The sequence below is a fragment of the Arthrobacter sp. AG258 genome, from assembly GCF_004364695.1.
Lineage (GTDB): Bacteria > Actinomycetota > Actinomycetes > Actinomycetales > Micrococcaceae > Arthrobacter.
The window spans coordinates 78692-98575 of the sequence record NZ_SOBI01000003.1; the positions used below are offsets into that span (position 1 = coordinate 78692).

Consider the following 19884-nt stretch of genomic DNA (forward strand, 5'->3'; position numbering starts at 1 on the left):
ATGACTGAACTTCCCCTGATCGGCGAGGCCGTGGCCGTCGCCGCGGAGCCGCGCCTCGCCGGCGCCCGGATCGGCGTCGTGACTTTCCCCGGGACCCTTGACGACCGCGACGCCGCCCGCGCCGCCCGACTGGCCGGTGCCACCGCCGTCGAACTCTGGCACGGCGACACGGAACTTGGCGACGTGGATGCCGTGGTCATCCCCGGCGGATTCTCCTACGGCGATTACCTGCGCGCCGGCGCGATCGCCCGTTTCGCCCCGCTGATGTCAAAGATCATCGACGCCGCGAACAGCGATGCCAAGCTCCCCGTGCTGGGCATCTGCAACGGCTTCCAGATTCTCACCGAGTCGCACCTGCTGCCCGGTTCCATGATCAAGAACGACCACCTGAAGTTCCTCTGCCGCGACCAGGTGCTGCGCGTCGAGAACGCCAACACCGCGTGGACGCTGGACTACCAGGCGGGCCAGGAGATCACCATCCCGCTGAAGAACCAGGACGGCCAGTACATCGCGGACGAGAAGACCCTGGACGCCCTTGAGGCCGAGGGCCGCGTGGTGTTCCGCTACGTGGGCTTCAACCCGAACGGCTCGCGCCGCGACATCGCCGGCATCTCCAACGCCGCAGGCAACGTGGTGGGCCTCATGCCGCACCCGGAGCACGCCGTTGAGCCGGGCTTCGGCCCCGAGGCTGCGTTCTCCCGTGAGACGGGCGCCGGCGGTTCCGACACCGACGGCCTCGGCTTCTTCACCTCCGTACTGAACAAGATTGTGGGAGGCGACAAGTGACCACCGAAACCACCAAGAAGTTCAACATCGACACCGTCGAGAACGCAGCCAAGACCCCGGATACCGAGCTGCCCTGGGCTGAACTTGGCCTGAAGCGGAACGAATTCGACGAGATCGTCAAGGTCCTGGGCCGCCGCCCCACCGGCGCCGAACTGGCCATGTACTCCGTCATGTGGAGCGAGCACTGCTCCTACAAGTCCTCCAAGAACCACCTGCGCCAATTCGGCCAGAAGGTCACCGAGGAAATGAAGAAGGACATGCTGGTGGGCATCGGCGAAAACGCCGGCGTGACCAACCTGGGGGACGGCTGGGCCGTGACCTTCAAGATCGAATCGCACAACTCGCCGTCGTTCGTTGAGCCCTACCAAGGCGCCGCGACCGGCATCGGCGGCATTGTCCGCGACATCATTTCCATGGGCGCCCGCCCGGTTGCCGTAATGGACCCGCTGCGTTTCGGCGCCATCGACCACCCGGACACGGCCCGCGTCATGCACGGCGCAGTCGCGGGCATCGGCGGGTACGGCAACTCCCTGGGCCTGCCGAACATCGGCGGCGAGATGGTGTTCGACTCCGTCTACCAGGGCAACCCGCTGGTCAACGCCCTGGCAGTGGGCGTCATGCGGCACGAGGACATCCGGCTGGCCAACGCCTCCGGCAAAGGCAACAAGGTGGTCCTTTTCGGTGCCCGCACCGGCGGCGACGGCATCGGCGGCGCCTCCGTGCTGGCCTCCGAGTCCTTTGATGACACCAAGCCCTCCAAGCGCCCCGCCGTGCAGGTGGGCGACCCCTTCGCGGAGAAGGTGCTCATCGAGTGCTGCCTGGAGCTCTTCAAGGGTTCCCTGGTGGAAGGCATCCAGGACCTCGGCGCCGCAGGCATCTCCTGCGCCACGTCGGAGCTCGCCTCCAACGGTGACGGCGGCATGCAGGTTGAGCTGACCTCCGTCCTGCTCCGCGACCCCACGCTGACCCCTGGCGAGATCCTGATGTCCGAATCGCAGGAACGCATGATGGCCGTGGTCACCCCCGAGAACGTGGAAGCGTTCGAGGCCGTGATGGACAAGTGGGCTGTTGAGTATTCCTGGCTGGGCGAGGTGACCGATACCGGCCGCCTGATCATCACCTGGGAAGGCGAGGTGATTGTCGACGTCGATCCCCGCACCGTGGCGCATGACGGCCCGGTCTACGACCGCCCGTTCGCCCGCCCCGAGTGGCAGGACGCCGTCCAGGCCGACACCTTCACGGGCTCGGTGCAGGACGCCGGCCGGCCGGCAGCCCCTGCTGAGCTGGCCAAGGCCGTCACCGAACTCGTGGCATCGCCGAACATGTGCTCCAAGTCCTGGATCACCAACCAGTACGACCGCTACGTCGGCGGCAACACCGCCATGGCATTCCCCGATGACGCCGGCGTGGTCCGGGTGGACGAGGAAACCGGCCTGGGCGTTGCCCTGGCCACCGACGCCAACGGCCGCTACACCTACCTCGATCCGTACCACGGCGCGCAGCTGGCCCTGGCGGAGGCCTACCGCAACGTGGCCACTGCCGGCGCCATCCCCATGGCCGTCAGCGACTGCCTGAACTTCGGCTCCCCCGAGGACCCGGACGTCATGTGGCAGCTCGCCGAGGCCATCCGCGGCCTGTCCGACGCCTGCATGGTGCTGGGAATCCCGGTCACCGGCGGCAACGTCTCGCTCTACAACCAGACGGGCACCACGCCCATCCACCCCTCCCCCGTGGTGGCGGTCCTGGGCAAGCTCGACGACGTCGCCCGCCGCACGCCGTCGGGCTGGCGCGAGGACGGCCAGGCCATCTACCTGCTGGGCACCACGGGCGCCGAGCTGGATGGTTCCGAGTGGGCGAACATGCGCGGCCACCTGGGCGGCCAGCCGCCGAAGGTGGACCTCGAGGCCGAACGCGCACTGGGTGAAATCCTGATCAACGCGTCCCGCGACGGCATGATCGACTCCGCGCACGACCTCTCCGAAGGAGGCCTCGCGGCTGCCCTGGTGGAGTCCTCGCTGCGTTACGGCGTTGGCGCCAGGATCGCGCTGCAGGACGTCATGGACCGCGACGGCGTGGACCTGTTCACGGCGCTCTTCTCCGAGTCGCAGGGCCGTGCCGTGGTAGGCGTTCCCCGTTCCGAGGAGGTCCGCTTCACGGACATGTGCACCGCCCGCGGCTTTGCCCACACCCGCATCGGCGTGGTGGATGCGGCCAGCGGCAAGCTGGAGATCAACGGCGTAGAGGGGCTGTCCCTCGACGCCCTCCGCGAAGCCCACGAAGGGACACTGCCGAAGTACTTCGGCTAGGCCCCACAGAACGCGGACGGACACTCAAGCCCATAGAGAGGGCTTTGGGTGTCCGTCCGCATTTAAGGACCGGTTCAGTCCTCGCTGTGGAGCTCCCGCTGGCGGGCGCTGAGCAGCTCAATCTCCGGCAGGGCTGCCACGAAGCGCTCGACGGCGGCAAGCACCTCCACGAGGTGCGCCCGGTCAGCAGAAACCAAGCCGACGCCCAGCTGTGTGCGCCGGTACTGGCTGTGGTCCCCCACCTCAGCCACCGAGACATCGAACCGGCGCCTCAGTTCCGCCAGCAGCGGCCTGACAACCGAGCGCTTCTCCTTGAGGCTGTGGACCGGCCCCAGCAGTATGTCGAACTCGATCCAACCGATCCACATGGGTTCATGCTATCGAGGGTCAGATGGTGAGTTCACCCATCAGGTCCCAGCCTTCGCCGTCGAACTGGCGGCTGACGATTTTCGGTGTTTCCACAAGGGCTTGCGGCATGTCCGCCATGGCCTTCTTGAAGTGGTCACTGTTGACGTGGTCGCCGGCAGCGTCGTCCTTGAAGGCTTCCACCAGGACGTATTCGTTGGGGTCCTCCAAGCTGCGGGACCAGTCGAACCACAGGTTGCCCGGTTCCTGCCGGGTGGCCTGGGTGAAGTCCGCAACGAGGTCCGGCCAGCGTTCAGACCATTCGGGCTTGACCTTGAACTTGACGACGATAAAGATCACTGGGATGTTCCTTCCGCGGCGAGAGAGCGTGCCCCTTCAATGTACCGGGAAGTAACGTGCCGCTGTGCGGCGCGGGTGACTGGTCCGCCGGCGGCGTAGAACCAGTTGGCGGGCTTGCTGAAGGCGCGGATCCGAAGCCACACCTTCCCCTCCCCATCAAGCTCCACTTCGAAGGACTCTTCGCCACGGGCGGGATGGCCGGGAAGCGTACCGTAGCCAAAGCCGGCCGATTGCGGCCCGTCCAGGTCCGAAGGTTCGTGGACCCACACCACCTGGCACGGCGCATTCAGGCGGAAGGGCCCGACGCCGAATCCGCTCACCACGCGAACGCCGGGCGCCGCCCTCGGTGACCCCGCACGGACCCGCAGCCCGGCCCGCCGCTGCAGCTCCCAGCCAAGGATGCCGTCCGCGACGTGCCGGTACACTGTGGTCCCGGAGCCAAGGTAAGCCTCCCTGAGGACGCGGCCATACCCGGCCGGAGCCGTGCCGGCTTCAGTGCTTCCTGCGCCGGGGTAGTTCAGGCCACCCCCGGGGTGTCCCTCTTCAATCATCGCTTCCGGCCCTTTCGAGGCGCGCCCACCCCAGTTGCTCCTGCTGCTTCCGGCTCAGGCCGGCCACCACCAGGTCATAGGAATCCTCCACCATGTCCCGGATCATCGCTGCCGGCAGGTTGCCATCAAGGCGCACCCCGTTCCAATGGGTCTTGTTCATATGCCACGCACCGGTAATCTCCGGGTGCACTGCGCGCAACTGTACCGCCAGCGCCGGTTCACACTTCAGGCTCACCGAAAAGTCGCGCTCGTCCATGGTGGACACGGCGAACAACTTGGCCTCGTGCCGGGCGCCCCCGGCGATATGGGCACGGACCTTGAAGACTGAGGTGTCCGGTCCGAACGGAAAATCCTCATATGCTCCCGGGAACGAAAGGCAGATCGTCCTCAGCTCAGTTGGGTCCATGAAGGAAGCCTATAAAGCCGGACTGCGCGGTGCTAGTCTGCGAGCATGTCACTCGACCAGGGCCCCATACCTGTTCTGGACCTGCATTCCGCACGGCAGGCGGACGGCACTTTCAGCCCGGAATTCATCGAACAACTGCGGCACGCCACCCACAATGTCGGGTTCTTCCAAATCACGGGATACGGGGGCAGGCCAGGGCAGGCCGAACAGCTTCTGGACATCATCCGGCGTTTCTTCAACCTGCCGCTGGACGAACGGATGAAGCTGGACAACCGTTTGTCACCGCACTTCCGCGGCTACACGCGGATGGGTACCGAAGTCACCCAGGGGCGTGCGGACGCCCGGGAACAGATCGATTATTCGCCGGACCGCGAGCCGGTTCCGGAGGTTCCGGCAGACCAGCCGTACTGGCTTTTACAGGGCCCCAATCTCTGGCCCGGAGAGGCGTTCCCCGAACTCCGGCCGGCCGCCATGGATTGGGCCGCGCTGATGTCCGGTGTGGGCATGGAACTGCTCAGGGCCATTGCCGTTTCGCTGCAACTTCCCGAAGACTACTTCGACGAACCATTCCGCGATGCTCCCGCCTGGATGGGCAAGCTGGTGCACTACGTGGGCGGTGTGGTGGATGCCGCCGGCGACCAGGGCGTGGGCTCGCATGCCGACTACGGCTTCGTAACCCTGTTGCTGCAGGACAATGTGGGCGGCCTTGAAGTGCTGCCCCCTGGTACCAGCCGCTGGCTGCCGGTGGAACCGCTGCCGGGGGCCCTGGTGGTGAACCTGGGCGAGATGCTGGAGGTAGCCACCGAGGGGTACCTTGCGGCCACCATCCACCGGGTCCAGGCGCCGCCTCCTGGCGTCGACCGCTACTCGGTACCGTTCTTCTGGTCGCCCCGGCTGGACGCGGTGATCCAGCCGGTCCCCCTGGCTCCGGAGCTGAAGGCCGCGGCACGGGGCATCACTGATGATCCCGCCAACCCCCTGTTGGCGTCCTTTGGCATGAACATGCTCAAAGGACGCATGCGCGCCCATCCGGACGTCACCGAGCGGCACTATCCGGAGCTGATGAAGCGCTAGAGGTTGTACTTCCAGGCCAATTGGGCCGGGCAGGCGTTCATCACCACGTCCAGGCCCGCCGCCTTGGCGCGTTCCGCGGCGGTTTCGTCGATCACCCCCAGCTGCAGCCATACGGCTTTGGCGCCGGTGGCGATGGCTTGGTCCACCACGTCACCCACCCGCTGCGAGTTCACGAAGCAGTCCACGACGTCGATAGGCCGCTTTTCCGCCGGAATGTCAGCGAGGGTGCGGTACCCGGTCTCGCCATGGACAGGTTCGCCGGGCAGGTTGACGGGGATGATTTCCATGCCGAGCTTGTCCCGGATGAACAGCGACGTATCGTAGGCGGCGCGCCACTCATTGGTGGTCAGGCCCACGATGGCCCACCGCCCTTTGGTGCGCATGAGGCGTTCAATGACTGCGGGATCGTTGGTGTGGCCCATGCGATCAGCCTACGCCGCACTCTCCGGAGCCGTTGATGCCAGGCACCGGCTGCGCCCGCTGACTACTTCGCCGGGGATTCAGCCTTCCTGCCGCTGCCCTGGCCCGGCGACTGGCCCACTGGTCCCGGCGCATCAGCCGACTTGGGCGTGGCTGCACCGGGGCCGTCCTGGCCCACTGCCGGAGCCTTCGCCGCGGGCGCGTCCGGCTTGCCTGCTGCCGGCGTCCCCGGAGGCGTGGCGCCTGCCGCCGGTGGTGCGCCGCCGTCGTCCCGGCCGCGGCCGTTCCCGTCCGTCCCGCCTCCCGGCGCGGCGGGAAAAGCAGCCCCCAGCCGGGCCGGCACGCAGGCTACCGGCCTGCCGCCGTCGTCGTGCGTGGAAGCTCCGCCGCAGCTTCGCACGGCCCCAGGGCCCGTCGCTCCGGCAGCGTCCTCCAAAAGGCGGGTCGCGTGGCTTCTGCCGGGTGCGGCCGCGGCGGGTGAAGGTGACGAAACCGTGCCCGGGACTTCCCCATCGGCGGCGGGGACCGGGGACCGGTAGCCGCCTCCTGCGGCCGAAGCATTGGTGGTGGACGGCGCGTCCCACGGTGGAGTCCAGTCAGCCAGCACGTGCTGCACTGTTTCACTTCCGGGTGCGGAGGAGCTGGCGGCAACCCCGCCAACCCCCAGTCCCATTCCGGCCACCAGGACCAGGCCCAGGGCGGTCGGGCGGTGGCGCCGCCGACGGCGCGCGAGGTCATCGGCGGGCTGCTCCCCGGCAGGAGGGTTTTCCAAGGCGCCTCCAGCCATCGGCGTGCCGGCGGCTGGTGCCAGCAAGGCGGCAAGCTCCGCACTGGGTGCCGGAGCGGGCAGCGAAGCCAGCGAACCGAGCGAAAGCAGGACGTCGCGAAGTTCCGGGTCATCGCCGCAGCCGGCGTCCCGGAGCATGTCGTCGACAAGGGACACGAGGTTGCCTGATGGTGGTGTCATGGCGCGAGGTACTCCTTCACTGACGCCAGCTCCCGGAGTTTCAGCAGCGCACGGCGCTGGAGTTGCTTCACGGACCCGGGGCTCTTGTCCATGGCCTCCGCCGCCTGCTCCACGGTGAGGCCGGCCACGAGGCGAAGCGAGAGCGCTTCGCGCTGGTCTTGGGGCAGCCCGGACAAGAGTTCCAGGACTTCGCCGGGCGAGATGTTGCGCAGGGCTTCCTTTTCGGCGGAGGTGTCTTCGCGCTGGTCGAGCTCGGGCTCGAACGGCAGCTTTGCCGGGTGACGGCTTTGGCGCCGGAGATCGTCCACCATCCGGGCATGGGCAACGCTGAAGATGAAGGTCCGCAGCCCCGGTTCGCCTCCCCGCACGGTGTCGAGGCGGGGCAGGACGGAAAGGAACACTTCCTGCATGGCCGCCTCCGGATCGTCGACTCCCCGGGCGGCAAGATAGCCCAGGACTTGTGATGCGTACGTTTTGTAGACGAGGCTGAAGGCAGCAGGCCCGGGAACGGCGTGGTCCGGGGCCGCATCTGTCTGTGCATCGGTCACTGACGTGGTGCTTTCAATCAAAAGGGCGTCGGCAAGGGAAGCGTCTCACGGGAATCCGGAACGCTGGTCCTACTTTACCCTTCAGTAACCTTCCCGACCGGTGAGCGCCACGGGACTCCGCCCGCGTGCGGCCTTGCCAAGAGATCAAAAGAGCCGGCCTGGAACGTGATGGGGGACAGGTTCCAGACCGGCACTTCACAGGGGTAATCGCTGCGGACCCCCGGCGGGTTACGCCCTTGTGAAAGTTTTTTTGATTTTATTCATCCCGCCCTCAACGGGTAGCTGCGCTGGCCCAACGCGGCGCGGCCTGCCTGCGCATTGTTTTCGCCAATGCATAGGCGTGCAGCCTCACCGGCAGCCGCCGGTCATCACACGCCGGTACGACGACGGGCAGGTCGCCAGGAGCGGCGACGCCGGCGGCTGCGGGTACAGCGGCGGGACGGGAGACTGCCCCGGCGGGGCTGAGATCGGTGACCAGGCCCGTCCCCGCACATTCACGAACGGCCGCGATACCGGCAGCTACCGCCGCCTTGTCCTCGAATCCTTGCGAGACGGCCATGACCGACCCATCGGGCCCCAGCAGCCGGAACCTGTAGAGCAGCTCCGGATCAAGAAAGACTTCAATGTTTCCTGCCACGGCATGTCCTTCCGGTCTGGTGTTTTCGACCGGCGACGGCTCTTCGCTGGATGCATCCCTGCACCGCCAAACGCATAGTGGGACCGTCCGCTGATCAGTTCAAATGGTGTTAACGAGTCTGGCCGCGGCGGCTGCAGGGGTACAAGACCAACTGCGTTAAGCCTGTGTAAATTACTGCCCACGCCCCCAAACGCCGGCGGCGGCCCACCCGCAATGGGTGGCCCGCCGCCGTCGTCTACCGTGTTCCGGAGGGACGTGTCAGTCGTTGATGAGGTCGTTCACCACGATGGTCTGGTCCCGGTCCGGGCCAACGCCAATAGCGGAGAACCGGGTGCCGGACAGCTTCTCCAGCGCCAGCACGTAGTTCCTGGCGTTTTCCGGGAGGTCCGCGAGGGTGCGGGCGCCGGTGATGTCCTCGGTCCAGCCCTCGAAGTATTCGAAGATGGGCTTGGCGTGGTGGAACTCGGTCTGCGTCATGGGCATCTCATCGTGGCGGACGCCGTCCACGTCGTAGGCCACGCACACAGGGATCTGTTCGATGCCGGTGAGCACGTCCAGCTTGGTGACGAAGTAGTCCGTGAAGCCGTTCACGCGGGAGGCGTGGCGGGCCAGGACGGCGTCGTACCAGCCGCAGCGGCGCGGGCGGCCGGTATTGACGCCGAACTCACCGCCGGTCTTCTGCAGGTACATCCCCATCTCGTCAAAGAGCTCGGTGGGGAACGGTCCGGCCCCAACGCGGGTGGTGTAAGCCTTGATGATGCCGATCGAGCGGGAGATCCGGGTAGGGCCGATGCCCGAGCCCACGGACGCGCCGCCGGCGGTGGGGTTTGAGGAGGTCACGAATGGGTAGGTGCCGTGGTCCACGTCCAGGAACGTGGCCTGGCCGCCCTCCATCAGGACCACCTTGCCCTCATCCAGGGCGGTGTTAAGGACCAGGGTGCTGTCGATGACCAGCGGGCGGAGGCGGTCGGCGAAGGACAGGAAGTAATCAACGATCTCGTCCACCACAACGCTGCGGCGGTTGTAGACCTTGACCAGGAGCTCGTTCTTCTGGCGCAGCGAGCCTTCCACCTTCTGGCGGAGGATGGATTCGTCGAAGACGTCCTGGACACGGATGCCCAGCCTGGCCACCTTGTCCATGTAGGCGGGGCCAATGCCGCGGCCGGTGGTTCCGATGGCGCGGCTGCCGAGGAAACGTTCGGTCACCTTGTCCAGCACCTGGTGGTAGGGGGCCACCAGGTGGGCGTTGGCGGACACGCGGAGCCGCGAGGTATCGGCGCCGCGGGCCTGGAGTCCGTCGATCTCCTGGAAAAGGGCTTCGAGGTTCACCACGCAGCCATTGCCGATGATGGGCACCGCGTTGGGGCTGAGAATGCCTGCGGGCAGCAGTTTGAGTTCGTACTTTTCACCGCCTACGACGACGGTGTGCCCGGCGTTATTCCCGCCGTTGGGCTTGACGACGTAGTCAACACGGCCGCCCAGAAGGTCGGTGGCCTTGCCTTTTCCTTCGTCGCCCCACTGGGCTCCTACGATCACAATTGCTGGCATGGGATCCTCCCCCATTCGTTCGGGCTGCCCGGGTCCGGCCGCGGGGAGCGGACCTGCGCAGCGCCGTTCATGAGAATGCCCCGAACAGACCGGCCGTCGCCGGACCGCGGGGCGGCTCAGCGATGCAAGAGTTCCGGGGCTCTTACCACCCAAGTTTAGCGGATCAGGCACTTTGTCCACTCGATGGGCCCGCCGCGGCCCCGCAAGGGACTGCGGCGGGCCTGGTCCCTTACTCGTCCTCGGCTTCCCCGGCCGGCCGGGACGTCTGTTCGGCGAGAGTGTCCCAGAAGGAGGTGTCGGCGTCGGCAATGGAACCGTCCGCGATCGCCGCGGCGGTGGAGGTCAGGGTGGTGACCGTCTGCTTGATCAGGTAGCCGTTGCTCCGCTGCCCCAGCGCGTAGCCGTCCAAGTAGTGGTCCGACATGCCGCGCATCTCGAAAAGCAGGGTGGCAATGCCGTATTCCACGGATATGCCGTTGCGGCTGATGGTCTCCGCACTGCCGCCCTGGTACTTGCCCAGGTGGCCCCAGCCGGTGGAGTCCACGTTGTTGAAAACCACGGCACCAAGCCGCTTGGATTTCTCGACGACGGCGGGATCGGCGTTCGGGGTGGTGGGGTACAGGATTGACCCGGACACCAGCTTGCCGTCGCGTTCAGCGCGGGTGCCCTGGTGGTGCAGGTCGATCATGTAATCGACGCGGTACTTGCGCATCACGTTGCTGTGCAGGGCCTGGGTCTCCGGCTGGACCTTGGCCACGTGGTCCCGGTTGAGGTCGACTCCCTCGGCGTTGTACCGGGTCAGGTTGCGGTCTCCCTTGGCGAGGTAGTTGTCCAGCGGGAAGTTTACGTCCCCCATGGCGCCGTCGGCATTGAGCATGGGCACGATCAGGATATTGACGCCGTCCAGGATGCCGGACGACTTGCCCGTGCCCAGGTGCTTGATGAACTCCATGGCGCCCTCGGTGGTGAGCTGTTCGTTGCCATGCTGCTGGGTCAGGTAGAGGATGGTGGGCTTGGCCGGGTCAGAGATGTATTTGACCAGGTGGATATCGCGGCCCTTGACCGTCTGGCCGATCACTTCCAGCTCCATGGCCGGTTGCTTGGCGTCCTGGTCCTTAAGGAAGGAGACCATCTGACTGTACGTAGCCAGCTTGCTTGTGGTGATCTGGCCGTTGCCGCCGTAGTTGGGGCCTTCGCCAACTGCCAGGGCCGGCGCGGGTGCGGCGACGACAGCGAGCGACAGGGCGCCTGCTGCCGTAAGGGCCTTGAAAGCAGCCAGGGATTTTTTCACGTGCGGTACCTCTTTCGAGTGCATTGAGTGGTTCCAGCCGCCATGTCCCCCATCGCGGGCTGTGACAAAATACAAGCAATAATGTGAAATTCTGTCAATTAATTTGACAGCTTGCATTTAATGCTGGAACGTACCGCACACCAACGCCAATAACGGTTGGAAAGTCGAAAAAGTTCCTCGTGCTGGAGTAGAAAATTATGACGATCGATAACTAACCGGTCCGGCGGCAGAAGTACCCAGGTAAAGGGTCAATAGTCCGGGCTGATTAATCAGGCCAACGCGGACGGCAGAAACTTTATATTCACCGGCTCGCGCTGAGACGTCGCCTGGTTTTACGCCCTGCCACGGCTTGTCAGGCTGGACGTTGACGTGGATGGAAACAAGGGAGCCGAACGCCGTCACGACAGTTCCGGCATCGGTAAGCGCGCCTGCGACGATTGGGGCCAGCGTTGCCTCCAGGTTGGACACCACCGTGTCCAGTGGCACCGCAACGGAGTTGGTGACGGCAGACACAACCCCGTTCACCAGCAGTGACGTCAACGGTGAGCTTAGGTTTAGCCCCAAGGGAATGACGGTTGGTTGAACGGTCCCTGCCCTGAATTGCCCCACGCTTCCGGCGATCTCAATCCTGGTGCTGCCCAACGAAACGCCAGTGAGCGGGACCTCAACGCTCGCCGTGACAGTCGCAGACGCGATCACGGCATCAACAGCCGTCCGCAGGTGCGTGGTGATCTGTGCCAGCAGAGCCCGCGCGTCCGCCTGCAATTGCGTTATGTCCGCCTCCGTCAGGAACACCGGCGTGTTAGGGTCCCGCCCGTTAGCGAGCGGATCCTTTCCCGGAAGCTTGGCCAGATCCACGTTGAGGCGGCCCGCGCCAAGGTTGAGAGTGACAGCACCTCGTGCCTGGGGTTGGGTAAGCACCTTCCGGACTTCATCGAGATTCACGGCTCCCACGTCGGCTGATGTGGTGGTCTTAACCAGGCCCAGAGGCGCCAGCGCGTTCTGAACGGCTTGACCCAGTGCACTGATGAGGTTTTGCTGCAGGACCTGCGGTGTGGGCATGCTGCCGAGCGCGGCGTTCGTGGTGCTAATGATTGATTCGGCAGCAGGCACATTCGTGCCCAGGTTCAGGCTGGCGACACCGTACTCCCGCGTGACGGCAGGGTTTGCCGCCAGCGTAGGCCATCCGTTGACCAGGTCGCATCCCTGGACGGACGCGGACGACGCCACAGCACCTACGTCCAGTGACACTCCGGCCAGTGACGCAGGAACAAGATTGTCCAGCCTGACGGTGGCCGACTGGGGTGCGGTGGCAGCTCCGGTGGCCGTTCCGCCCACGTCCACAGCCCCGGACTGGTCGGTGACCAGTCCGGCGGCGGCGCGGGCTTGTCCACTGTCCTGCGCCTGCGCCCACTGCGTGTACGTGCCCAGGCCTCCTACCGGAACGCCGAGGCCCAGGCCCACGGTCACAGGGTTGGTCCCCAGGGCCGGGACAGGCAGCTTGCTGATAAAGGCGTCCGGAATCCCCGTCACCGGAGTAGCCGACAGCGGCTGCGGCGACGCTGCGCCGCCGGCGTTGGTGACGGTGAGGCCTTCAACTCCCGCGATGGAATTGAGGTCCGTTCCTAGTACCCTGCCGGAAAGCTGGGTTGCGGACGCCTGGCCGCTGAAAAGGGTGTTGGTGGAACAGTCCCCCGGGGAACCAACGCCGACAGAACCGCCGGCCCATTCGTTGTCCACCCATGCCGCCGTGGTGACGGTGGTGGTCGCCACCAGGGAGACTGCGGCCGCTGCCGCTATGGCAACGGATGTCAGTGGGTTCCTTGCCCCGCGTCGCAGCAGGTTCTCGCGCGCGGTCTTCACGATGCCTCCCCCCTCCGGGTCATGTTCCGGCGGACTGCAGCCACCACCGCTGCGCCGAGGAGCAACAGGCCGCCGCCGGCCAACAGCCCCTGCACTACCGCTGCCCCGGTATTGGCCAACGGTGCGGGCGGCCGCTGGCCGGACGGGACCACGGCGTGGTCGTTCCCGGCAGCGGTGACCCCAATACCCAGCGTCAGCGCGGTGTCCGGCGGGTCCTGCGAATCCGCGGGCCGGGACAAGACAAATCGAAGGTAGGGCGAGGATCCGATGCGCAGATCACGCAAGGGAACCAGCACATCCTGGCGATGTTCAACGAGCGTTACCGGCGCTATCCGCGGCGTGGAGCCGATGGGGCAACGCAGGTCCCCGCCCAAGCCGCTGCTTCCCTGCCACGGGACATCGCATTCGTCCACGGACACAACGTAGGTGTCCGTACCGGCGATCTCACCGTCGGCGGTGACCTGCAGGGTGGACTCGCCGCTGGGCTGGTCCAGCGAAATGCCTATTTGCCAACTGAACGATTCCCCCGCTGACAGCACCGGCAGTGTCAGTGGATAGACCGACGAGGAAAGCGACAGGAAGCCGGCCGCCCCCGTCTCCGGTACCGGAATCAGCTGCTCGTCCGCCACGGCTGCGCCAGGCGCAGCGCCCACCAGCAAAACCGCGACAACCCCCGCGGCCCGTACGACGTCCCTGGTGCTGGGTCCCGCCATGTCATCTACGACCTTACTGTTGTGGTTTCGCCCCGGTGGCGCAGATCTCTGCCTGGACCGCGGCCCGGCGCCGCGGCCAGTAGGCCCACGTGACCAGTGCTGCCACCGCCAGGGTTGCCGCGCCCAGGAACTCCGGCCCCCGGGAGGCCATGATCCAGGTTCCCAACCCGGGAACCGTGAAGAGCACCTTCTGCGCCGTGGCCACCTCGTAGGGCAACGGATCATCCGAAGTGTTGGCGTCGCCGCGGAGCCTTAGCGACGCTGTGGCCCCCTCCACACTGGGCGGGTAAACTGCCACCACGCGGTGGGTCACCAGGGCGGTCGCCGCCTCCCGGCGGACCGACACGACGTCGCCCGGGACGAGATCCTTGGCGGTGACCTGCACGGTCAGGGACAGCGCACCGACTGGATAGAGCGGCTCCATCGATCCCGTACGGAAGACGACGAAGGACGCCTTGAAGAAGAAGCCCAGGACCAGGACAAGGATGCACGCCAGCCCCAACAGGGCAACGACGGTGAGCAAAGCTTCGCGGAATCCCCTGGCCACACGGAGGGCAGCCGGCCGGGCCCGGGGATCGGACGCCAACCCGGGCTTGCGCCGGGACGCTGTCTGCCTCATCGGAGGGGTTATGGCAGGCCCACTGTGCTTGAGAACTTCCAGAGCGGGACGGTCTTCTGCCCCTGCAGGGATGACGGGGCATCCGTGGGAAGGGTCAGAGCGAAGCAGATATCCACCGCGGTGCCAGGGGTGGCGTTGTCACCCCTGGGCAGGCTGATATTGGTCGCGGCTCCGGGGACAGAGATGGTGTTGAGGGTTGAGCCCGCAGGAATAATATTTGCGTTCTGCACGGGACCGAATCCTGCAGCGTTGCATGACGAACTCGGCACACCCTGCTTGGCTTCGTATCTCAGTGCCGAATAGAGCTGGGACGTGTTGGTGACCCCGTCTATGGGAAGGGACTGCTCCGCCTCGGTCAAGCTGGCTACCAGGGCTTCGGATCCGGCCACCGCCCGCAGCTGCATCGGTGCGTAAACGGTGCTGCCCGGCACCAGGTTGTCCGCATTGACGCTGAAGGTCAACGCCCCGCCGTTCCGGTCCGGCTGGTCACTCCATGCTGCTGTTCCACCGGTGCCTGTCCACGTGTTTTGCTGCATCTGGTACACCTTGGTCCCCGGGCCACCGCCGTTGTCGCTCTGGCCGAAGACCCACTCGTTGTCCGTCCACGCCGCGAGAGTGAAGGCCGCGCCGATCCCCAAGACAAGGCCGCCGGCAAGAATAGCGCGGACTTTATTAGCCTTTTGCGAGCGCGGCTTAGCGCTGGCTGATCCAACCATGATTCCCCCAAATTATTATTAAACCCCGAACGGTAAGACCGGGACACGGGTATGGGGGATTATCGGTATTTCCCCCAAAAGACCGATGTTTCTAGATCACCATCACTTACTAATTAAAGTCAAGTCGGTGTATTAAATGTTATCAAGTACCGCTTTCTCTCGGCGGAATCGTGCGGACGAGCTCCGACTGACGCTGCCGCGCCACAATATGAAACCGATTTGCCCCGCCGCCACGCTGTCGCTTTAGGTAAGAGTGGACCATCCGGAGCGGCTGAGAGACCTGGCTCAATGACGCCGCAGCAACCACGGTCCGGCAGGAAAGCTGCCGGCCGAAGGTGCTACTGCCAGGACCGATGGAAGGAAGATTCCAGCATGCCCCTCAACACCGACCATATTCGCGCCACCCACGCCGGGTCCCTGCCTCGCACCGATGAACTCATCGCAGCCAACACCGCAAAGGAATCCGACGGGATCACGCCGGCGTTCCTGGAGCTCCTGGAAGACTCCGTTGTGGGCGTGGTCCAGTGCCAGAAGGACCTGGGCATCGATATCCCCAACGACGGCGAGTACGGGCATACGATGTCCAACTCCGTAGACTACGGGGCCTGGTGGAACTACTCCTTCGCCCGGCTCGGCGGCCTGGAGCCGACCACCGTGGACCGGTGGGCTGAAGCCGAAGTCCGGCGGTCGTCCCCCGGAAACGTTGTCCTGACGTCCTTCCCCGACCGGCGGGACCGGCAGGCGTTCAATGAGGCGTACAGCGATCCCTCCTCCGGGATCTTGGCGCACCGGAAGAGCGTGTCCCAACCCAAGATCGCCGGGCCCCTGACATATACCGGCCATGACCTGGTGGCCTCGGACATCAAGAACCTGAAGACCGGGCTCGCCGCGGCAGGCCTCAGCGAAGGATTCGTGGCGTCCCTCTCCCCCGGTTCCTGCGCCCGCGTCGCCAATGAGTACTACAAGAACGATGAGGAGCTCGTCTACGCCTGCGCCGATGCGATGCGCGAGGAATACAAAGCCATCATCGACGCCGGCCTGACGGTCCAGCTCGACGATCCGTCCCTGGCCGAGAGCTGGGACCAGATCAACCCGGAGCCGTCCCTGGAGGACTACCTGAAGTTCATCCAGCTGCGCGTCGAGGCCACCAACTGGGCCTTGCGGGACCTTCCGCAGGAACAGGTCCGGCTGCACGTTTGCTGGGGCTCCTGGCATGGTCCGCACACAACGGATATCCCCTTCGCGGACATTATCGGCTCAGTGCTGCAGGTCAACGCCGGCGCGTACTCCTTCGAGGCGGCCAATGTCCGCCACGAGCACGAATGGCGTGTTTGGGAAGACACCACCCTTCCTGAGGGCAAAGTCATCATCCCCGGCGTCGTCTCCCACGCCACCAATGTGGTGGAGCACCCGGACCTGGTGGCGGACCGGATTGTCCGCTTCGCCAAGCTGGTGGGACGCGAGAACGTCATCGCGTCCACCGACTGCGGCCTGGGCGGCCGGGTGCATCCGCAGATCGCCTTCGCCAAGCTGGAGGCTCTTGGCGAGGGCGCCCGCCGCGCCACCAAGCGCCTCTGGTAGTCATCCGCCCCTTCCGGGAATGACCGCCGGTCCACTGCGCCATGAATCAGGTGCGCTGGACCGGCGTTTCGTTTCCCCGGGCTTGGTAAACTGGCAAAGGCCGACCCGGAATCGGCCCACCCCAACTAACCACCGTTGATGAGCTGCGCCACCGTGCGCCCATTTTCGGCGGTGGACGCAACATCAATCCCCGCAGGAGAACCAGCCCTTCATGACCGCACTGGCCCCCGAAACATTCCACGAACAGCTCATGAGCCGCCGTTACGAGCCCAGCGTTGCCGCTGTCAACGAGCTGTGCGATTCCCTGCAGGAAGCGAAGCCCGGAACCGTGGTGCCCTACGTGGACCCCATGCACGATGTTGAGGAATGCCGCATCATCAGCCTGTACTCCAATATTGGCGAGATGGACCAGTCCGGTTTCATCACTGCCGGTGACCAGGACGCCGCGACCCGCATGCTGGGCATCCAGTGGAAGCTGGGCCTGCGCCCGGAATTCGTGATGCCCTGGAACGTCCACCCGTGGCACGTCCCGGGGGAGGCCAACGGAAAATTCACCCCGGACCAGGTGCAGGCAGGTTTGAAGCCGCTGCTGAAGTTCCTCGCCCTGGTCCCCCGCGCCTCCGTGATCGTGGCGCACGGCACGGAGGCAAACCGCCTGGCCAACCTGCTGCTGAAGACCGAAGTCCCGCTGCTGTGGCGCCGCGGCCTCAAGACCTACAAGGTCCGCTCCCTGAGTGGCCGCGCCTTCGCAGGTTCACCGGCCCGCCAGGAGGAGTTCCTCGCGGACATGCACACGGCGTACGCCGATGCCATGGCACGCACCGGCATCGCCCACCACGCCTAGGGTTTCGACGCGGCTCAACCACCGCCGACGGCAGGTCACCTTCGCTGGGAAGGTGACCTGCCGTCGTCGTAATTATTCGTATCTAGCCCTCGATGGCTGCCTTCGCCGCGGGATCGGAGTCGTTCAGGAACTTCTCGATCCGCTCGGGCTCGTCCGCTTCCCCAATCGCCGACGAAGCCCTGCCCAGCGAGTAGAGCGCACGGAGGAACCCGCGGTTTGGCTCGTGCTCCCACGGGATGGGCCCGACGCCGCGCCAACCGTTGCGGCGCAGCGCGTCCAGTCCGCGGTGGTAGCCCACCCGGGCGTACGCGTAGGAGTCGATGGTCCGGCCCTCGGTCCACGCTTCCTCAGCCAGGATCGCCCACAACAGTGAGGACGTGGGGTGCTTTTCCACCAGGTCCAGCGCCTCGTGCCCGGCTTCCAGCTGCGCATTGACCTCGGTCTCGGCGGGCAGGAGCGTGGGCTCAGGTCCCATCAGGTTCTTGCGGAACTCATCCGACATCTAGAACGTCTTTCCGGCCGAACCGAGCTGCTTGGTGGCTTCCACCACGCGGGCCGCCAGGCCGGCTTCGGCGGAAGCGCCCCAGACGCGGGGGTCGTAGGTCTTCTTGTTGCCCACTTCGCCATCGACCTTCAGGACGCCGTCGTAGTTCTTGAACATGTGGTCGGCCACCGGGCGGGTGTAGGCGTACTGGGTGTCGGTGTCGATGTTCATCTTGATCACGCCGTAGGAGACGGCGTCGGCGATTTCCTGGTCCGAGGATCCGGAGCCGCCGTGGAACACGAGGTCGAACGGGTTGTCCTTGCCGATCTTCGCGCCCACCTGGGCCTGGATGTCCTTGAGGATCTCCGGGCGCAGCTTGACGCCGCCGGGCTTGTACACGCCGTGGACGTTGCCGAAGGTCAGTGCGGTGATGTAGCGGCCGTTTTCGCCGGCGCCCAGGGCGTCGATGGTGGCCAGGGCGTCCTCGACCGTGGTGTAGAGCTTGTCGTTGATGGCGTTTTCGACGCCGTCTTCCTCGCCGCCGACCGTGCCGATCTCCACCTCGAGGATCATCTTTGCGGCAGCCGTGCGCTGGAGCAGGTCGCGGGCAATGCGCAGGTTCTCCTGCAGGGTTTCGGCGGAGCCGTCCCACATGTGGGAGTTGAAGAGCGGGTTGCGGCCGGCCTTGACCTCGGCCTCGGAAGCCTCAAGCAGCGGCAGGACAAAGCCGTCCAGCTTGTCCTTGGGGCAGTGGTCCGTGTGCAGGGCGATGTTGACGTTGTAGTTCTTGGCAACTTCGCGGGCGAAGGCTGCGAAACCCAGGGAGCCGGCAACCATGTCCTTGGTGGACGCGCCGGACCAGTAGGCGGCGCCGCCGGTGGAGACCTGCACGATGCCGTCGGACTCCGCCTCCGCGAAGCCTCGCAGTGCCGCGTTCAGCGTCTGCGAGGACGTGACGTTGACGGCGGGGAAGGCGAATCCGCCCGCCTTCGCGCGGTCGATCATCTCGGCGTAGATCTCTGGGGTTGCAATGGGCATGCTGGCTCCTCTGCTGAGTTTCGTCTGTGGGTGGATGACCCTCAAGTAGACCGCTTACGGCTAGGCACCATCCTAGCCATTCCCGGGCAGGCCGGGTGTTTCGGGTCACGGGTTGGTAATACTCAGACCTGCTGGCCGAAGACGTGCCTGCGGACCCAGGCGTGCATGGCGATGGCGGCTGCGGAGGCGGCGTTAATGGACCGGGTGGAGCCAAACTGCTCGATGGACAGGGTGGCGACGGCTGCCTCGTGGACCTCCAGCGTCAGGCCCGGGCCTTCCTGTCCGAACACCAGCACGCAGTCCCGGGGCAGCTCGTAGGTCTCCAGCGGGACGGAGTCCGGGAAGATGTCGATCCCGATGATGGCGAGCCCCTCCCCGTTCGCCCACTGGACGAAATCCGCCACGGTGGGGTGGTGGCGTACGTGCTGGTAGCGGTCGGTGACCATGGCACCGCGCCGGTTCCACCGCCGTCGGCCGATGATGTGGACCTCTTTGGCCAGGAAGGCGTTGGCGGTGCGCACCACCGTGCCGATGTTGAGGTCGTGCTGCCAGTTTTCGATGGCCACGTGGAAGTTGTGCCGCCGCGAGTCCAGCTCCGCAACAATCGCCTCGTGTTTCCAGTAGCGGTACTTGTCCAGCACGTTGCGCCGGTCCCCGTCCGCCAGGAGGTCAGGGTCCCAGTGGTCGCCTTCCGGCCATTCGCCTTCCCAGGGCCCGACGCCGACCTCGGCATTGGCGGGTTCGGCGTCCCCGGGCTCGTGGTTGGGTTCGTCGGTCATCCCGGGCG

At 65.7% G+C, this 19884-nt stretch carries 22 protein-coding genes and 1 riboswitch; of the genes, 5 read left to right on the plus strand and 17 right to left on the minus strand.

Going from position 1 to position 19884, the window contains the following annotated elements:
• Both purQ and purL read left to right on the plus strand, forming a co-directional pair.
• The gene (purQ, locus tag DFO47_RS06665; protein ID WP_133831120.1) at positions 1-786 is read left to right on the plus strand and encodes a phosphoribosylformylglycinamidine synthase subunit PurQ; all 786 of its coding nucleotides are present in this window, start codon (positions 1-3) and stop codon (positions 784-786) included.
• A complete protein-coding gene (gene purL, locus DFO47_RS06670; protein WP_133831121.1) occupies positions 783-3092 on the plus strand; it encodes a phosphoribosylformylglycinamidine synthase subunit PurL in 2310 nt (769 codons plus the stop codon). The genes purQ and purL overlap by 4 nt, the downstream gene beginning before the upstream one ends.
• A gap of 74 nt (positions 3093-3166) precedes the next feature.
• Here purL and DFO47_RS06675 read toward each other — a convergent pair whose 3' ends face one another.
• From DFO47_RS06675 to DFO47_RS06690, 4 genes are read right to left on the minus strand one after another with little or no spacing between them, the layout of a single operon-like run.
• On the minus strand, positions 3167-3460 hold the full coding sequence (locus tag DFO47_RS06675) for a DUF503 domain-containing protein (protein WP_018763146.1): 294 nt from the start codon (positions 3458-3460) through the stop codon (positions 3167-3169).
• A gap of 19 nt (positions 3461-3479) precedes the next feature.
• A complete protein-coding gene (locus DFO47_RS06680) occupies positions 3480-3797 on the minus strand; it encodes a putative quinol monooxygenase (RefSeq protein ID WP_018763145.1) in 318 nt (105 codons plus the stop codon).
• Positions 3794-4348 (minus strand): DUF1990 domain-containing protein, encoded by a 555-nt coding sequence (locus DFO47_RS06685; RefSeq protein WP_018763144.1) that lies wholly within the window; start codon positions 4346-4348, stop codon positions 3794-3796. The genes DFO47_RS06680 and DFO47_RS06685 overlap by 4 nt, the downstream gene beginning before the upstream one ends.
• Positions 4341-4754, minus strand: a complete 414-nt coding sequence (locus DFO47_RS06690) for an MmcQ/YjbR family DNA-binding protein (RefSeq protein ID WP_133831122.1) — start codon at positions 4752-4754, stop codon at positions 4341-4343. The genes DFO47_RS06685 and DFO47_RS06690 overlap by 8 nt, the downstream gene beginning before the upstream one ends.
• Before the next feature lie 45 nt (positions 4755-4799).
• On the opposite strand from DFO47_RS06690, the gene DFO47_RS06695 reads away from it, so the two are divergent.
• Positions 4800-5828, plus strand: a complete 1029-nt coding sequence (locus tag DFO47_RS06695; protein WP_133831123.1) for a 2-oxoglutarate and iron-dependent oxygenase domain-containing protein — start codon at positions 4800-4802, stop codon at positions 5826-5828.
• Here the strand turns inward: DFO47_RS06695 and DFO47_RS06700 are convergent.
• The 10 genes from DFO47_RS06700 to DFO47_RS06745 form a co-directional block, all read right to left on the minus strand.
• Positions 5825-6250 carry a CoA-binding protein gene (locus tag DFO47_RS06700; RefSeq protein WP_133831124.1) on the minus strand — a complete coding sequence of 142 codons (426 nt, stop codon included), beginning with the start codon at positions 6248-6250 and terminating at the stop codon, positions 5825-5827. The genes DFO47_RS06695 and DFO47_RS06700 overlap by 4 nt on opposite strands.
• A gap of 62 nt (positions 6251-6312) precedes the next feature.
• Positions 6313-7215: a hypothetical protein gene (locus DFO47_RS06705; RefSeq protein WP_133831125.1), complete on the minus strand. Its 903-nt coding sequence runs from the start codon at positions 7213-7215 to the stop codon at positions 6313-6315.
• The gene (locus tag DFO47_RS06710; RefSeq protein WP_133831126.1) at positions 7212-7763 is read right to left on the minus strand and encodes a sigma-70 family RNA polymerase sigma factor; all 552 of its coding nucleotides are present in this window, start codon (positions 7761-7763) and stop codon (positions 7212-7214) included. Before DFO47_RS06710 ends, DFO47_RS06705 begins: the two co-directional genes overlap by 4 nt.
• A 271-nt stretch (positions 7764-8034) precedes the next feature.
• Positions 8035-8400, minus strand: coding sequence for a DUF1508 domain-containing protein (locus DFO47_RS06715; protein ID WP_133831127.1), 366 nt, complete (start codon positions 8398-8400; stop codon positions 8035-8037).
• 258 nt (positions 8401-8658) lie between these two features.
• On the minus strand, positions 8659-9948 hold the full coding sequence (locus DFO47_RS06720; RefSeq protein ID WP_018763137.1) for an adenylosuccinate synthase: 1290 nt from the start codon (positions 9946-9948) through the stop codon (positions 8659-8661).
• Positions 9949-10177: 229 nt separating this feature from the next.
• Positions 10178-11263, minus strand: a complete 1086-nt coding sequence (locus DFO47_RS06725) for a M14 family zinc carboxypeptidase (RefSeq protein ID WP_133831128.1) — start codon at positions 11261-11263, stop codon at positions 10178-10180.
• A gap of 171 nt (positions 11264-11434) precedes the next feature.
• Positions 11435-13102: a choice-of-anchor G family protein gene (locus tag DFO47_RS06730; RefSeq protein WP_133831129.1), complete on the minus strand. Its 1668-nt coding sequence runs from the start codon at positions 13100-13102 to the stop codon at positions 11435-11437.
• Positions 13099-13815 carry a hypothetical protein gene (locus tag DFO47_RS06735; RefSeq protein WP_133831130.1) on the minus strand — a complete coding sequence of 239 codons (717 nt, stop codon included), beginning with the start codon at positions 13813-13815 and terminating at the stop codon, positions 13099-13101. Before DFO47_RS06735 ends, DFO47_RS06730 begins: the two co-directional genes overlap by 4 nt.
• A gap of 13 nt (positions 13816-13828) precedes the next feature.
• Complete coding sequence (locus DFO47_RS06740) at positions 13829-14434, minus strand: S26 family signal peptidase (protein WP_133831131.1); 606 nt, start codon at positions 14432-14434, stop codon at positions 13829-13831.
• 8 nt (positions 14435-14442) lie between these two features.
• A complete protein-coding gene (locus DFO47_RS06745; protein WP_133831132.1) occupies positions 14443-15150 on the minus strand; it encodes a SipW-dependent-type signal peptide-containing protein in 708 nt (235 codons plus the stop codon).
• 255 nt (positions 15151-15405) lie between these two features.
• Positions 15406-15510: riboswitch (SAM riboswitch) on the plus strand.
• Positions 15511-15522: 12 nt separating this feature from the next.
• Between DFO47_RS06745 and DFO47_RS06750 the strand changes: the two genes are divergently transcribed.
• Together DFO47_RS06750 and DFO47_RS06755 are read left to right on the plus strand one after the other, a co-directional pair.
• The gene (locus tag DFO47_RS06750) at positions 15523-16731 is read left to right on the plus strand and encodes a cobalamin-independent methionine synthase II family protein (protein WP_133831133.1); all 1209 of its coding nucleotides are present in this window, start codon (positions 15523-15525) and stop codon (positions 16729-16731) included.
• Between the two features lie 211 nt (positions 16732-16942).
• On the plus strand, positions 16943-17575 hold the full coding sequence (locus DFO47_RS06755) for a uracil-DNA glycosylase (protein WP_133831134.1): 633 nt from the start codon (positions 16943-16945) through the stop codon (positions 17573-17575).
• A gap of 82 nt (positions 17576-17657) precedes the next feature.
• Here DFO47_RS06755 and DFO47_RS06760 read toward each other — a convergent pair whose 3' ends face one another.
• The 3 genes from DFO47_RS06760 to DFO47_RS06770 form a co-directional block, all read right to left on the minus strand.
• Positions 17658-18077 carry a DUF3151 domain-containing protein gene (locus DFO47_RS06760; RefSeq protein WP_018763129.1) on the minus strand — a complete coding sequence of 140 codons (420 nt, stop codon included), beginning with the start codon at positions 18075-18077 and terminating at the stop codon, positions 17658-17660.
• Positions 18078-19097 carry a class II fructose-bisphosphate aldolase gene (gene fbaA / locus DFO47_RS06765; RefSeq protein ID WP_109045859.1) on the minus strand — a complete coding sequence of 340 codons (1020 nt, stop codon included), beginning with the start codon at positions 19095-19097 and terminating at the stop codon, positions 18078-18080.
• A gap of 122 nt (positions 19098-19219) precedes the next feature.
• Positions 19220-19876, minus strand: a complete 657-nt coding sequence (locus DFO47_RS06770) for a TrmH family RNA methyltransferase (protein WP_243835413.1) — start codon at positions 19874-19876, stop codon at positions 19220-19222.
• Positions 19877-19884 lie beyond the last annotated feature (8 nt).

Excerpts from the sequence above, each read along its gene's own strand:
- DFO47_RS06675 (WP_018763146.1), bottom strand. The coding sequence starts at position 3,460 with ATGTGGATCGGTTGGATCGAGTTCGACATACTGCTGGGGCCGGTCCAC.
- fbaA (WP_109045859.1), bottom strand. The coding sequence starts at position 19,097 with ATGCCCATTGCAACCCCAGAGATCTACGCCGAGATGATCGACCGCGCG.
- DFO47_RS06750 (WP_133831133.1), top strand. The coding sequence starts at position 15,523 with ATGCCCCTCAACACCGACCATATTCGCGCCACCCACGCCGGGTCCCTG.
- DFO47_RS06740 (WP_133831131.1), bottom strand. The coding sequence starts at position 14,434 with ATGAGGCAGACAGCGTCCCGGCGCAAGCCCGGGTTGGCGTCCGATCCC.
- purQ (WP_133831120.1), top strand. The coding sequence starts at position 1 with ATGACTGAACTTCCCCTGATCGGCGAGGCCGTGGCCGTCGCCGCGGAG.
- DFO47_RS06755 (WP_133831134.1), top strand. The coding sequence starts at position 16,943 with ATGACCGCACTGGCCCCCGAAACATTCCACGAACAGCTCATGAGCCGC.
- DFO47_RS06720 (WP_018763137.1), bottom strand. The coding sequence starts at position 9,948 with ATGCCAGCAATTGTGATCGTAGGAGCCCAGTGGGGCGACGAAGGAAAA.
- DFO47_RS06745 (WP_133831132.1), bottom strand. The coding sequence starts at position 15,150 with ATGGTTGGATCAGCCAGCGCTAAGCCGCGCTCGCAAAAGGCTAATAAA.
- DFO47_RS06700 (WP_133831124.1), bottom strand. The coding sequence starts at position 6,250 with ATGGGCCACACCAACGATCCCGCAGTCATTGAACGCCTCATGCGCACC.
- DFO47_RS06685 (WP_018763144.1), bottom strand. The coding sequence starts at position 4,348 with ATGATTGAAGAGGGACACCCCGGGGGTGGCCTGAACTACCCCGGCGCA.
- DFO47_RS06690 (WP_133831122.1), bottom strand. The coding sequence starts at position 4,754 with ATGGACCCAACTGAGCTGAGGACGATCTGCCTTTCGTTCCCGGGAGCA.
- DFO47_RS06760 (WP_018763129.1), bottom strand. The coding sequence starts at position 18,077 with ATGTCGGATGAGTTCCGCAAGAACCTGATGGGACCTGAGCCCACGCTC.
- DFO47_RS06695 (WP_133831123.1), top strand. The coding sequence starts at position 4,800 with ATGTCACTCGACCAGGGCCCCATACCTGTTCTGGACCTGCATTCCGCA.
- DFO47_RS06735 (WP_133831130.1), bottom strand. The coding sequence starts at position 13,815 with ATGGCGGGACCCAGCACCAGGGACGTCGTACGGGCCGCGGGGGTTGTC.
- DFO47_RS06770 (WP_243835413.1), bottom strand. The coding sequence starts at position 19,876 with ATGACCGACGAACCCAACCACGAGCCCGGGGACGCCGAACCCGCCAAT.
- DFO47_RS06725 (WP_133831128.1), bottom strand. The coding sequence starts at position 11,263 with ATGCACTCGAAAGAGGTACCGCACGTGAAAAAATCCCTGGCTGCTTTC.
- DFO47_RS06705 (WP_133831125.1), bottom strand. The coding sequence starts at position 7,215 with ATGACACCACCATCAGGCAACCTCGTGTCCCTTGTCGACGACATGCTC.